A 12233-nucleotide genomic window follows, 5' to 3' on the forward strand; every position below is an offset into this window, starting at 1 on the left:
GATTGCTGATAGCCATTGGAGGGTGACCCTGCTCCCCGGAAGCGGCGACCCGCACCGGTTCGGCACCGAGGCGTTCTACGCGGCGCTCGGCCGGGCCTTCGTCGCCATGTGCGCGGTGGTGCCGTTCCTCTTCCTCGTCGAGGCCGCCGACCAGGGCCTGGCCTTCGGGTTGGACGCCACCGCCGGGATCATCCCGCAGCGGATCGACGGGCTGGACGGGGTCTTCTTCTCACCGTTCCTGCACCACGGCTTCGACCACCTCTACAGCAACAGCATCCCGCTGATCCTGCTCGGCACCTTCGTGCTCGCCGCGGGCGCCCGCCGGTTCCTCTGGTCCACCCTGGTGATCGTGCTGGTCAGCGGGCTCGGGGTGTGGTTCACCGGCTCGCCCAACTCGGTGGTGGTGGGCGCGAGCGGGGTCATCTTCGGCTACCTCGGGATCCTGCTCACCCGGGGCATCGTCGAGCGCAGCTGGTGGAACTTCGCGGTCGTCCTGCTGGTCGGCCTCCTCTACGGCTGGCAGCTGGTCGGCATCCTCCCCACCGACGAGCGGATCTCCTGGCAGGGGCACCTGTTCGGGCTGCTCGGCGGGATCGTGGCCGCGATCGTGTTCCGGCGCCGCCGCCCCGACCTCGGCGGTCCCTACCACTCCGAGTCCTCGCTCACCCTGCCCTGACCAGGCGCCGGCGCCGTCCACGGCGCGGTGGGACGTGCTTGCCCGGACCCGCCGGCGGCCCTACCGTCGGGATCAGCACGCGTAGATCCGTGAGCGGAAAGCGACGGTACGCCCATGCGTGAGGTCGATGTCGCGGTGATCGGGGCCGGCCCGGCCGGGTTGTTCGCGGCGTACTACGCCGGGTTCCGTGGGCTGTCGGTCGCGGTGGTCGACGCGCTGCCCGAGGCCGGCGGGCAGATCACCGCCATGTACCCGGAGAAGCTGATCCACGACGTGGCCGGCTTTCCGTCGATCAAGGGGCGGGATCTGGTGGCGAACCTGGTCGCCCAGGCCGCCCCGTTCGATCCGCTCTACCTGCTCGGCACCCGGGCCGAGAAGCTCAGCTACGCCGGCGAGCGGCCGGTGCTCGGGCTGGCCGGTGGTGAGCAGGTGAGCTGCGGCGCGGTCGTCATCACCGGTGGGCTGGGCAGCTTCACGCCCCGCCCGCTGCCGGTCGCCGAGCACTTCGTCGGCGCCGGGATCGTCTACTTCGTACCGCAGCCGGCCGAACTGGCCGGGCGGGACGTGCTGATCGTCGGCGGCGGCGACTCGGCGTTCGACTGGGCCGCCACCCTCCAGCCGCTGGCCCGGTCGGTGACCCTGGTGCACCGCCGGGAGAAGTTCCGGGCGCACGCTGCCACGGTCGCCCGGGTGCTGGCGATGCCGGTACGGGTGGTGGTCAACGCCGAGGTCACCCGGCTGCACGGCGACGGTTCGGTGACCGGCGCCGAGATCACCGTACGCGGCGGCGCCGCTGAGACACTGCCGGTGGACACCGTGATCGCCGCGCTCGGCTTCACCGCCGACCTCGGGCCGCTCGCCGAGTGGGGACTACGGCTGGACCGCCGGCACATCGTGGTGGACAGCGCGATGGCGACCAACCTGCCCCGGGTCTTCGCGGCCGGCGACATCACCGAGTACCCGGGCAAGGTGCGGCTGATCGCGACCGGCTTCGGGGAGGCCGCCACCGCGATCAACAACGCGGCGGTGGCCATCGACCCGAGCGCGCACCTCTTCCCCGGGCACTCCTCCGACGGCACCTGAGGCGGCGGTGCCGGACGACGTCCCGGCCGGTGGCGGGTTGACGCGGCACTCCGGTATGCCCGCCCACCGGTCCCGTCGCCCGGCCCGCCCGCCGATCGCGCAGTCGGTCGGCGGGCTCAGGCCGGACCGGGCAGGCCGATGAGGTCGGCCATCAGCGCGATCTGGTGGTCGAAGTAGTCGTCCCGGTGCGGGAGCGCGCGGTTGATCCGGCCGAACAGTTCGAAGCTGATCAGCCCGAAGAGCTGGGTCCAGGCGGCCATGCCCCGGGCCAGCAGGGCCTCCGGCAGACCGCCGCCCAGCAGCGCGGCCATCTCCGCCAGGTCGGCGCGGAGCGGGTCGGCCGGCTCGGTGGTCGGCGGCGGATCGATCCGTCCGGCGGCGTACCCGTCGCGGAGGATGCCGACCAGGGTCAGCGGCGGCCGCTGGGCCGGGCCGATGGTGTCGTCCGGGGCGGCGTAGCCGGGCACCGGGCTGCCGTAGAGCAGCGCGTACTCGGCGGGATGGGCGAGTGCCCAGCCGCGGGCCGCCCGGCAGGCCGCGTGCCAACGCCCGCGCAGGTCGAGGCGGTCACGACCGGCGTCCGCCGTCTCCACCTCGGCGCCGAGCGCGTCGTACGCCTCGATGATCAGCGCGGTGAGCAGGTCGTCCCGGCTGGGGAAGTAGCGGTAGATCGCCGACGAGACCATCCCCATGTCGCGGGCCACCGCCCGCAGGGAGAGGTTGGCGCCGTCGGTGGCCAGGTGCCGCCGGGCCACCGCCTTGATCTCGTCGATCATCTCGGCGCGGACCCGGGCGCGGATCGAGGACGCGGACATGCGTCCACCCTGCCACGAAGAGAGCGCTTATCAAAATCGAGAGCACTGCTCTTGACGCGGCCGAAGGAACGCGCCATGCTGGTCCCGGCGGAGAGCACCGCTCTCGAAACGTATGACCGCTCTGGAGGAAAACTCTGATGGCACTGCACCTGATCGTCGGCGCCGGCCCCGTCGGCTCGGCCACCGCCCGACTGCTCGCCGACCGGGGCGAACGGGTGCGGCTGGTGACCCGCCGCGGCGGTGGACCGGAGCACCCGGCCATCGAGCGGATCGCGGCGGACGCCACGGACGCCGAGCGGCTGGCCGAGCTGGTCACCGGCGCGGCGGCGCTCTACAACTGCGCGAACCCGGCCTACCACCGGTGGACCACGGACTGGCCACCGCTGGCCGCCGCCCTGCTCGCCGCCGCGGAGCGCAGCGGCGCGGTGCTGGCCACGGTCGGCAACCTGTACGGCTACGGCCCGGTGGACGCGCCGATGACGGAGTCGACGCCGCTGCGGCCGAACAGCGTGAAGGGGCAGGTCCGGGTTGGGATGTGGACGGACGCGCTGGCCGCGCACCGGGCCGGTCGGGCCCGGGTCACCGAGGTGCGGGGCTCCGACTACCTGGGCGCCGGCGCGCAGTCGATGGTGAACATGCTGGTGCTGCCCCGGGTGGCGGCCGGCCGGCGGGCGCTGGTGCCGGCCGACCTGGACGCGCCGCACAGCTGGACGTACGTCGGGGACGTGGCCCGGACGCTGGTCGCGGCGGCCGGTGACGAGCGCGGCTGGGGCCGGCCCTGGCACGTGCCGTCACCGCCGGCGGTCTCGATCCGGGAGCTGGCCACCCGGGCGGCGGCCCTGGCCGGTGCGCCGGCGCCGCGGCTGGTCCGGATGCCCGGCCCGGTGCTCTGGCTCGGCGGGCTGTTCGACCCGACGGCGAAGGAGATGCGTGAGGTGGCCTACCAGTTCGACCGGCCGTTCGTGCTCGACTCCACCGCCGCCACGGCCACTTTCGGCATCGACCCCACGCCGCTCGACGACGCCCTCACCGCCACCCTGCCCGCCCTGCGCCCGGCCAGCGCCTGATCCCCGGGCGCCGACTCCGCCCGCTCAGCGGGCCGGAGCGGCCCCCGACCCGCCGCTACCGGCCGCCCGAACCCACCCGCTCAGCGGATGTCCGGGCGGCGCACGGGCGGGCCCACGGCGGCCACCACCACCGCGACCAGGGTCAGTGCCGCGCCCAGCAGGGTGGCCGGCCCGGGGTGCGAGGCCGCGGTGGGCAGCACCCAGTCGACCAGGACGGCGCCGACCACCTGCCCGGCGATGGTGGCCAGGCCGAGCAGCAGCACGCCGGTGAACCGGACGATCGCGGCGGCGACCGCGATGAACACGATGCCGATCGGGCCGCCCAGGTAGAGCCAGGGCTCGGCCGGCAGCTCGCCGGTCGGGCGGCCGCGTACCGCCAGGTCGACGGCGAACGTGACGAGCAGCGCCACGGTGCCGGCGGTGAAGTTGACCAGGGTGGCGGTCAGCGCGCTGCCGGTGGCCACCCGTACCCGGCCGTTGACCGCCTGCTGCCAGGCGATGGCCACCCCGGCGAGCAGCGGCAGCACGGCCAGCGCCAGCGCGGCCGGGTCGCCGAACCGGTCGCCGACGGCGAGCAGCACGGCGACCACGGTCAACCCGGCGCCGGCCAGCCGCTGGCCGGTGACCGGCTGCCGGCCGGCCGGGCCGACCCCGGCCCGGTCCACCGCCAGGCTGCTGGCCGACTGGCCGGCGACCACCGCCACGGTGAAGACCGCCACGCCGAGGGCGCCGATGGTCAGTCCCTGGGTGGCCACCAGGAACGCGCCACAGACGCCGCCCAGGCACTGCACCGGCCGCAGCTCGCCGGCCGCCAGCGCGCGGCGCAGGGCGGCCAGCCCGCGCCGCCCGGCCGGGGTGGCGGGCACCAGCACCAGCAGCACCAGCAGGCCCAGCCCGAAGGAGACCACCGCGGCGGCGATCCCGTCGGCCAGCCGTACGCCCAACTCGCCGTTGATCCGGGACTGCACGGCCACGGCGACCCCGGAGGTGATCGCCAACCCCACCCCGACGATCCGGCGGCTCGCCGGCAGGACGGGTCGGACCGTCGTCCCGGCGGCGCTCACTCCTGCTCGGCCAGCGGACGGCCGTCGAAGTCGACGGCCGAGTAGAGGGCCAGCTTCTCCAGCCGGTGGTACGAGTCGATCACCCGGATCGTGCCGCTCTTCGACCGCATCACGATCGACTGGGTGTACGCGCCACCCGCCTTGTAGCGGACCCCGCGCAGCAGGTCGCCGGAGGTGACGCCGGTGGCCACGAAGAAGCAGTTGTCCCCGGTGACCAGGTCGTCGGTGGTGAGCACCCGGTCCAGGTCGTGCCCGGCGGCGAGTGCCTTCTCCCGCTCCTCGTCGTCGCGCGGCCAGAGCTTGGCCTGCATCGCCCCGCCCATGCACTTGAGCGCGCAGGCGGCGGTGATGCCCTCCGGCGTACCGCCGATGCCCATCAGCACGTCGACGTCCGACTCGCCGCGGGCGGCGGCGATGGCGCCCGCGATGTCCCCGTCGGAGATGAACCGGATGCCGGCGCCGGCCCGGCGGATCTGCGCGACCAGGTCGTCGTGCCGGGACCGGTCGAGGACGCAGACCGTCACCTCGGAGATGTCGGTGCCCTTGACCTTGGCGATCCGGCGCAGGTTCTCGGCCACCCCGGCGTTGATGTCCACCACGTCGGCGTAGACCGGGCCGACGGCGAGCTTCTCCATGTAGAAGACCGCGCTGGGGTCGAACATCGCTCCCCGCTCGGCGACCGCGAGCACCGCCAGGGCGTTCGGCATGCCCTTGCTCATCAGCGTGGTGCCGTCGATCGGGTCGACCGCGACGTCCACCTCCGGGCCGGTGCCGTCGCCGACCTCCTCGCCGTTGAACAGCATCGGCGCGTTGTCCTTCTCACCCTCGCCGATCACCACGACGCCCCGCATCGGGATCGAGTTGATCAGCTTGCGCATCGCGTCGACGGCGGCTCCGTCGCCGCCCTCCTTGTCGCCCCGGCCGACCCACCGGCCGGCGGCCATCGCCGCGGCTTCGGTGACCCGGACCAGGTCGAGGGCAAGGTTGCGGTCGAGATCCTGTGGGATCCGCGTCCTGGTGTTCGTCATGACGGCTCCTCCTCGCGACGGTGCGGGGTGGACCGGCAGCATTCCGTGTCGCGGCTGCCGGTTTGTCGCTGATCCTCACACGATGGCCGAGCCGACGCCGGGGCGGGGCGGTGATGGCCCGGATACCGCCGGTCGGGCGGTGCGGGAAGATGGCGGGGTGGAACCCGCACAGCCTGCCGATCGCGTACCTGCCGACTCGACCCCGCCGGACGGCCAACCGCCGGTGACGGAGGGCGGCCGACCCCCCGCCGCCGCCCCGGCCGGCGAACCGGCCCTGGTCGAGCCGGGCCCGGCCGCCCCCGTTCCCGGAGCGACGCCGGCCGCCGGCAGCGCCGCTCTCGACGGGGCCGCCGAGACCGGGGAGCTGCCCGCCCCGCCGCCGCGGGTGGACGCCGGCAAGTCCGAACGGTCGCCCAAGGACATGGCCATCTCGCTGCTGGTGCTGCTGATCCCGATCGCCCTGCTGCTCGCCTTCTACCGGGGCTTCCTCGGCGGCGACCAGCCGGTCACGGTCGATCCGGCGCCGGCCGTCGAGTCGGCCCGGGCGGCCAACGCGTTCCCGGTGGCCGTCCCGGCCGACCTGGGCGACGGCTGGCGTACGGTCAGCGCCAACTTCCAGACCGTCGAGGGCGGGTCGACGCTGCGCCTGGGCTACCTCACGCCGGAGGGCCGGGGTGCCCAGCTGGTGCAGAGCAGCGTGCCCGCGGAGCGGCTGCTGCCGACCGAGCTGACCGACCAGGGCCAGCCGCAGGGGCAGACCGACCTGGGCGGACGCACCTGGCAGCGGTACACCGCCCGGGGCAACGAGCAGGCACTGGTGCTGCTGGAGCCGACCCGGACGGTGATCGTGGTGGGCGACGCCAGCGACAACGAGCTGCGTCACCTCGCCACCTCGCTGCGCTGACGCCCACCGGGGTCACCTGTCCGGGGCAACCGGACAGAACGGTGATTGTGCGACGCGGCGGCAGGGAACAGGAGAGGAGCGGACTCGCCCGGCCGACTCCGGCGGGCCCGCGCGGCGTGGCCGACCGTGCTGCCGCGCCGCCCGGTTTCCGGCCGCCGCCAGGTGCGTCGGGTGACCCTCTTGGGAGACACAGATGACTGTTCGACGACTGGGTGCCGGCCTGGTGGCCGCCGCGCTCTTCACTCCCGGTCTCGCCGCCTGCAACGCCACCGGGACCCCTTCGGCGGGCTCGTCCGCCACCCCGAGCGTCTCGGCGTCCGGGACCGCCTCCGGGTCCGCGTCGCCGGTGGCCGGTGACGCCAAACAGGCGCTGCTGGACTCCACCCGGGAGATCAGCAACGGCAACTTCCGGTTCACCATGTCCGGCGCCGGCTCCACGGCGGAGGGGCAGGTGCACGAGCCGAGCCAGAGCGCCGAGATGCGGGTCACCGTCGGCGCGCCGACCGACGACCTGTTCATGAAGCTCGACCTCATCCACGCCCGCCCGGACAGCTGGGTCAAGCTGGAGCTGGGCGGGAAGACGGCCGGCAGCCTGCCGGCCGTGCAGAAGCTCAACCTGGGCAAGTACCAGCACCTCGACCAGACCCGGATCAAGGGCAACCGGAACCTCGGCTTCGACTTCGACAAGCTCGACCCGGCCGGCAGCGACGTGCTCACCCAGGGCATCACCGAGGTGCGGCAGACCGGCGAGGGCAGCTACGCCGGCACCATCGACGTGTCGAAGGCCGCCGAGGCCGGCTCGATGGACCCCGGTGTGATCACCGCGCTCGGCGCGCAGGCGAAGTCGGTGCCGTTCACCGCGCGGCTCGACGCGCAGGGCCGGCTCAGTGAGCTGGTCGTCCAGATCCCGGCCGCCGGCCGGAACAAGGCGCAGGACGTCCGCATCACCTACTCCGACTACGGCAACGCCACCGCCGCCCGGAAGCCCCCGGCGGACCAGGTGGTCGAGGCCCCGCCGGAGCTGTACAACCTCTTCAACTGAGGTGACCACGCGGTCGTGGTGGGCGCCCGGCCGCCCACCACGACCGGCGTGACGGTCCGCCGGCGGGCGTGAGGTCGGCCGGCGGGTGTGACCCTCACTCGGCCGGCTGGCGGGCGGCGTCGATGCGGGCCCGGGCGCCGTCGAGCCAGCGCTGGCAGATCACCGCGAGCGCCTCGCCGCGCTCCCAGAGCGCCAGCGACTCCTCCAGCGAGGTGCCGCCGGCCTCCAGCCGCTCGACCACCGAAGCCAGTTCGGCGCGGGCCTGCTCGTAGCTGAGCCGCTCGTCGTTCTTCTCGTCAGTCATCGCTGCCATCCCACCACATCGTGCCCGCGGCCCCGGCTCATCCGTCGACCGTCGCGGCCAACTCGCCCTCGGCGAGCCGTACCCGTAGCGGGTCACCCTTGCCCACCTCGGACGCGGCGCGGACCACGTGGCCGTCGGCGCGCTGGACGATCGCGTAGCCCCGGTCGAGGGTGGCGGCGGGGGAGAGGGCGCGCAGCCGGGCCAGGGTGTGCCGCAGGTCGTCGGTGGCGGCGGCGAGCCGGTGGTCGAGGCAGCGGCCGGCGCGCTGGCGCAGCGCGGCGATCTCGGTGGCCCGCTGCTCGACCATCACCTCCGGTCGGGCCAGCACCGGGCGGGAGCGCAGCCCGTCGAGCCGGTGCGACTCGCGGTCGACCAGGTTGCGTACCGCCCGTTGCAGCCGGTGCCGGGCCTGGCCGATGAGGCGTACCTCCTCGGCGAGGTCGGGGACGACCCGCTTGGCCGCGTCGGTGGGGGTGGAGGCGCGCAGGTCGGCGACGTAATCGACCAGCGGCGCGTCCGTCTCGTGGCCGATCGCGCTGACCACCGGTGTACGGCAGGCGAAGACGGCCCGGCAGAGCGCCTCGTCGGAGAAGGGCAGCAGGTCCTCGATGCTGCCGCCGCCGCGGGCCAGGATGATCACGTCGATGGTCGGGTCGGCGTCCAGCACCTTGAGCGCGTCGACGATCTGCGGGACGGCGCTGGGCCCCTGCACGGCCACGTTGACGGTGCGGAACTCCACCGCCGGCCAGCGCCGCCGGGCGTTGGTCAGCACGTCCCGCTCGGCGGCCGAGGCGCGGCCGGTGATCAGCCCGATCCGGTTGGGCAGGAACGGCGGGCGGCGCTTGCGGGCCCGGTCGAAGAGCCCCTCGGCGGCGAGCAGCTTCTTGAGCTTCTCCAGCCGGGCCAGCAGTTCGCCGAGGCCGACCTGCCGGATCTCGTCGGCGCGCAGGCTCAGTGTGCCCCGGGCGGCGTAGAACTCGGGCTTGGCGTGCAGCACCACCCGGGCGCCCTCGCGCAGCTCGGGCGCGCCGGCGTCGAGGACGTCGCGGTTGGTGGTGACGGTCAGGCTCAGGTCGGCCGACGGGTCCCGCAGGGTGAGGAAGACGGTGGTGGCGCCGGGCCGGCGGCTGATCTGCGCCACCTGCCCGTCCACCCAGACCCACCCCAGCCGCGCGATCCACTGCCCGACCTTCTGGCTGACCACCCGGACCGGCCACGGCTCCTCGGACGTGCTCTTCCCGCCCACCTCGCCCGCGTTCACCCGCCCACCCTACGACCCACCCCCGACCATCCCCTTCGTTGATCATGAAGTTGTTGTCGCGACCCGCGGAAGGTGCCGCCAACCTCATGATCAACGGAGGTTGGGCCCGCTGTGAGTGGCCGGGACGGCACGTACGATGGGTGGGTGACTCAGGCTGAAGCGACTTCCCGGACCGGCAAGCGCGTGCTCCTGGCCAAGCCCCGCGGCTACTGCGCGGGGGTCGACCGCGCGGTGCAGACCGTGGAGGAGGCGCTCAAGCTCTACGGCGCCCCGATCTACGTGCGCAAGCAGATCGTGCACAACAAGCACGTGGTGCGCACCCTGGAGGCCAAGGGCGCGATCTTCGTGGAGGAGAACGAGGAGGTGCCGGAGGGCGCCACCGTCATCTTCTCCGCGCACGGCGTCGCCCCCGAGGTCTACGAGCAGGCGAAGGCGCGCTCGCTGAAGGCCATCGACGCGACCTGCCCGCTGGTCACGAAGGTGCACCAGGAGGCCAAGCGGTTCGCCGCCGAGGACTACGACATCCTGCTGATCGGCCACGAGGGGCACGAGGAGGTCATCGGCACCTCCGGCGAGGCACCCGAGCACATCCAGCTGGTCGACGGCCCGGAGGACGCCGACAAGATCACCGTTCGCGATCCGAACAAGGTCGTCTGGCTCTCCCAGACCACCCTGTCGGTCGACGAGACGCTGGAGACGGTGGCCCGGCTGAAGAAGCGGCTCCCGATGCTCCAGTCCCCGCCCAGCGACGACATCTGCTACGCCACCTCCAACCGGCAGCACGTGGTCAAGGAGATCGCCCCCGACTGCGACGTGGTGATCGTGGTCGGCTCGCGCAACTCCTCCAACTCGGTACGCCTGGTCGAGGTCGCCCTGGACGCCGGCGCGCGCGCCGGTCACCTGGTCGACTTCGCCGACGAGATCGACGACGCCTGGCTGGCCGGAGCGCGGACGGTCGGGCTGACCTCCGGCGCGAGCGTGCCCGACGAGCTGGTCCAGGAGGTGCTCGCCCACCTCGCCGCACGCGGCTTCACCGACGTCGAGGAGGTGGTCACCGCCAACGAGCGGCTGACCTTCTCGCTGCCGCAGGAACTGAAGCGCGACATGAAGGCCGCCGCGGCGGCCCGCGGCTGACGGCGGCGGCCGGGTCGGGAACGGCGGCCGGCGCCGCTGCGTCCGATACGGGTATGAGGACCCTTCGGCTCGCCCTCTCCGCGCTGGTGGTCTGCGTGGCGCTGAGCGCCTGCGGTGGCCAGGACGGCGGCGACGGCACCCCCAGTCCCAGCCCGACGGACGCGCCGGCGACCAGCCCGCCCGGCCCGACGCCGGCGAGCCCCAGCCCGTCGCCGAGCACCCGGGTCCCGGACGACCCGGTGGACCCGACGATTCCCGACCCGCCGCTGGGCACCAAGCGTCCGGGCGGGCCGACCCCGCCACCGCCGGTGGGGGACACCACGCTGACCGGCACGGTCGCCGCCGGGGTGGAGCCCAACTGCCTGCTGCTCGACGGCTACCTGCTGATCGGCGGGCCGCGCGACGTGCTGGCGGTGGGCGCGAAGGTGAGCGTCACCGGCCGGGCCCAGCCCGGCATGATGACCACCTGCCAGCAGGGCATCCCGTTCCTGGTCGAGTCCGCCCGGCGCGGTTGACGCCCGGCCCGCCCGCGCCGAGGGCCACCCTCGTCGCGGCCCGCGCGAGCCTCGCGGCGTAGCGGCCCGCCCTCGTCGCGGCCCGGCCGGCGTCGCGGCGTAGCGGCCCGCCTTCGTGGCGGCCGGGCCGCCCCCGGCGGCGAGGGGTCAATCCAGGGCGGCGCGGTGCGGCGGGATCTCGGGGTCGGCGGTGTCGAGCAGCTCCGGCGCCTGCGGTTGGCGGGGCGCCAGCTCGATCTGCGCCGGCGCGGCCAGCTCCTGGTCGGAGACCCCCAGCTCGGCGAGCTTGCGCGCGCTGACCAGCACCCGCGCCTCCAGCGACCCCACCGCCCGGTTGTACGCGGTCACCGCGCCGCTGAGCGAGGCGCCGAGCTTGCCGACGTGGTCGCCCAGCGTGGACAGCCGGCCGTAGAGTTCGCGGGCCAGCGAGTGCACGGCCACCGCGTTGCGGGCCAGCGCCTCCTGCCGCCAGGAGTAGGCGACCGTACGCAGCAGCGCGACCAGGGTGGCCGGGGTGGCGAGCACCACGTTGCGGGCGAAGGCGTACTCCAGCAACGTCGGGTCGCGCTGGAGGGCGACGTCGAGGAACGGGTCGGCGGGCACGAAGAGCACCACGAACTCGGGGGTGCTGTCGAACGCGGCCCAGTAGGACTTCGCCGCCAGCGCGTCGACGTGCGCCCGCAGGTGCTTGGCGTGCGCGTCGAGGTGGGTGTCGCGCCCGCGCTCGTCGCGCGCCTCCATCGCGGTCAGGTACGCGTCGAACGGCGCCTTGGCGTCCACCACCACGGACCGGCCGCCGTGCAGGCGTACCACCAGGTCGGGGCGGACTCCCTGGTGGTCGGTGGCGGCGGTGACCTGCTCGGCGAAGTCGCAGTGCTCCAGCATGCCGGCGGCCTCGACGATCCGCCGCAGCTGGTGCTCGCCCCAGCGGCCCCGCACCTGGGGCGCCCGCAGCGCCGCCACCAGCTGCTTGGTCTCGGTGCGCAGCTCGCCGGAGACGGTGCTCATCGCGCGCACCTGCTCGCGCAGCTCGGCGTAGGCGTCGACCCGGTCGCGCTCCAGCTCGGCGACCCGCTGCTCGTAGCGGCGCAGCGTGTCGTGCAGCGGGGCGACCGCCCGGGCGACCGCCTCCTGGGACTGGGCGGTGGCCTCGTAGCTCAGCGCCCGCATGGACTGCTCCAGCCGGCTCTCGCCCTCGCGGGTGGCGCGCAGCGTGGCGTCCAGCCGGGCGATCTCGGCCGCGGCGCGGGACCGGGCGGCGAGCCAGCCCAGGGCACCACCGGCGGCGAGGCAGACGACCACCACGGCCAGCGTCGAGAAGTCCACCCCCGGAGCTTGCC

Annotated in this window: 13 protein-coding genes; 7 read left to right on the top strand and 6 right to left on the bottom strand. The window is 74.2% G+C overall.

What is annotated here, in order from left to right:
- The first annotated feature begins 22 nt into the window (after positions 1-22).
- Positions 23-676, top strand: a complete 654-nt coding sequence (locus FHX32_RS13940) for a rhomboid family intramembrane serine protease (protein ID WP_167181656.1) — start codon at positions 23-25, stop codon at positions 674-676.
- Positions 677-790: 114 nt separating this feature from the next.
- Positions 791-1759, top strand: coding sequence for an NAD(P)/FAD-dependent oxidoreductase (locus FHX32_RS13945; protein ID WP_167181657.1), 969 nt, complete (start codon positions 791-793; stop codon positions 1757-1759).
- 116 nt (positions 1760-1875) lie between these two features.
- Here the strand turns inward: FHX32_RS13945 and FHX32_RS13950 are convergent, their stop codons facing one another.
- Positions 1876-2574, bottom strand: coding sequence for a TetR/AcrR family transcriptional regulator (locus FHX32_RS13950; RefSeq protein ID WP_167181658.1), 699 nt, complete (start codon positions 2572-2574; stop codon positions 1876-1878).
- A 137-nt stretch (positions 2575-2711) separates the two neighbouring features.
- On the opposite strand from FHX32_RS13950, the gene FHX32_RS13955 reads away from it, so the two are divergent.
- Positions 2712-3641, top strand: coding sequence for an NAD-dependent epimerase/dehydratase family protein (locus tag FHX32_RS13955; protein ID WP_167181660.1), 930 nt, complete (start codon positions 2712-2714; stop codon positions 3639-3641).
- Positions 3642-3721: 80 nt separating this feature from the next.
- Here FHX32_RS13955 and FHX32_RS13960 read toward each other — a convergent pair whose 3' ends face one another.
- Positions 3722-4705, bottom strand: coding sequence for a DMT family transporter (locus FHX32_RS13960; protein ID WP_167181662.1), 984 nt, complete (start codon positions 4703-4705; stop codon positions 3722-3724).
- Positions 4702-5733, bottom strand: a complete 1032-nt coding sequence (gene glpX, locus FHX32_RS13965; RefSeq protein WP_088996002.1) for a class II fructose-bisphosphatase — start codon at positions 5731-5733, stop codon at positions 4702-4704. Before glpX ends, FHX32_RS13960 begins: the two co-directional genes overlap by 4 nt.
- Positions 5734-5890: 157 nt before the next feature.
- Between glpX and FHX32_RS13970 the strand changes: the two genes are divergently transcribed.
- Entirely contained in the window at positions 5891-6637 is a 747-nt protein-coding gene (locus FHX32_RS13970; protein WP_167181664.1) for a DUF4245 family protein, read from the top strand.
- A 193-nt stretch (positions 6638-6830) separates the two neighbouring features.
- The gene (locus FHX32_RS13975) at positions 6831-7679 is read left to right on the top strand and encodes a hypothetical protein (RefSeq protein WP_167181666.1); all 849 of its coding nucleotides are present in this window, start codon (positions 6831-6833) and stop codon (positions 7677-7679) included.
- 94 nt (positions 7680-7773) lie between these two features.
- Here the strand turns inward: FHX32_RS13975 and FHX32_RS13980 are convergent, their stop codons facing one another.
- Entirely contained in the window at positions 7774-7983 is a 210-nt protein-coding gene (locus FHX32_RS13980) for an exodeoxyribonuclease VII small subunit (protein WP_167181668.1), read from the bottom strand.
- Between the two features lie 37 nt (positions 7984-8020).
- Complete coding sequence (gene xseA / locus FHX32_RS13985) at positions 8021-9244, bottom strand: exodeoxyribonuclease VII large subunit (RefSeq protein ID WP_486481052.1); 1224 nt, start codon at positions 9242-9244, stop codon at positions 8021-8023.
- 144 nt (positions 9245-9388) lie between these two features.
- On the opposite strand from xseA, the gene FHX32_RS13990 reads away from it, so the two are divergent.
- Together FHX32_RS13990 and FHX32_RS13995 are read left to right on the top strand one after the other, a co-directional pair.
- Entirely contained in the window at positions 9389-10378 is a 990-nt protein-coding gene (locus tag FHX32_RS13990) for a 4-hydroxy-3-methylbut-2-enyl diphosphate reductase (RefSeq protein WP_167181670.1), read from the top strand.
- 53 nt (positions 10379-10431) lie between these two features.
- Positions 10432-10893 (top strand): hypothetical protein, encoded by a 462-nt coding sequence (locus FHX32_RS13995; protein ID WP_167181672.1) that lies wholly within the window; start codon positions 10432-10434, stop codon positions 10891-10893.
- Positions 10894-11040: 147 nt separating this feature from the next.
- Here FHX32_RS13995 and FHX32_RS14000 read toward each other — a convergent pair whose 3' ends face one another.
- Entirely contained in the window at positions 11041-12219 is a 1179-nt protein-coding gene (locus FHX32_RS14000; protein WP_167181674.1) for a DNA recombination protein RmuC, read from the bottom strand.
- Between the last annotated feature and the right edge of the window lie 14 nt (positions 12220-12233).

It is taken from the genome of Micromonospora sp. CNZ280, from assembly GCF_011759515.1.

Coding starts and splice junctions, on each gene's coding strand:
- FHX32_RS13945 (WP_167181657.1), top strand. CDS start 791: ATGCGTGAGGTCGATGTCGCGGTGATCGGGGCCGGCCCGGCCGGGTTG.
- FHX32_RS13950 (WP_167181658.1), bottom strand. CDS start 2,574: ATGTCCGCGTCCTCGATCCGCGCCCGGGTCCGCGCCGAGATGATCGAC.
- FHX32_RS13955 (WP_167181660.1), top strand. CDS start 2,712: ATGGCACTGCACCTGATCGTCGGCGCCGGCCCCGTCGGCTCGGCCACC.
- glpX (WP_088996002.1), bottom strand. CDS start 5,733: ATGACGAACACCAGGACGCGGATCCCACAGGATCTCGACCGCAACCTT.
- FHX32_RS13975 (WP_167181666.1), top strand. CDS start 6,831: ATGACTGTTCGACGACTGGGTGCCGGCCTGGTGGCCGCCGCGCTCTTC.
- FHX32_RS13980 (WP_167181668.1), bottom strand. CDS start 7,983: ATGACTGACGAGAAGAACGACGAGCGGCTCAGCTACGAGCAGGCCCGC.
- FHX32_RS13995 (WP_167181672.1), top strand. CDS start 10,432: ATGAGGACCCTTCGGCTCGCCCTCTCCGCGCTGGTGGTCTGCGTGGCG.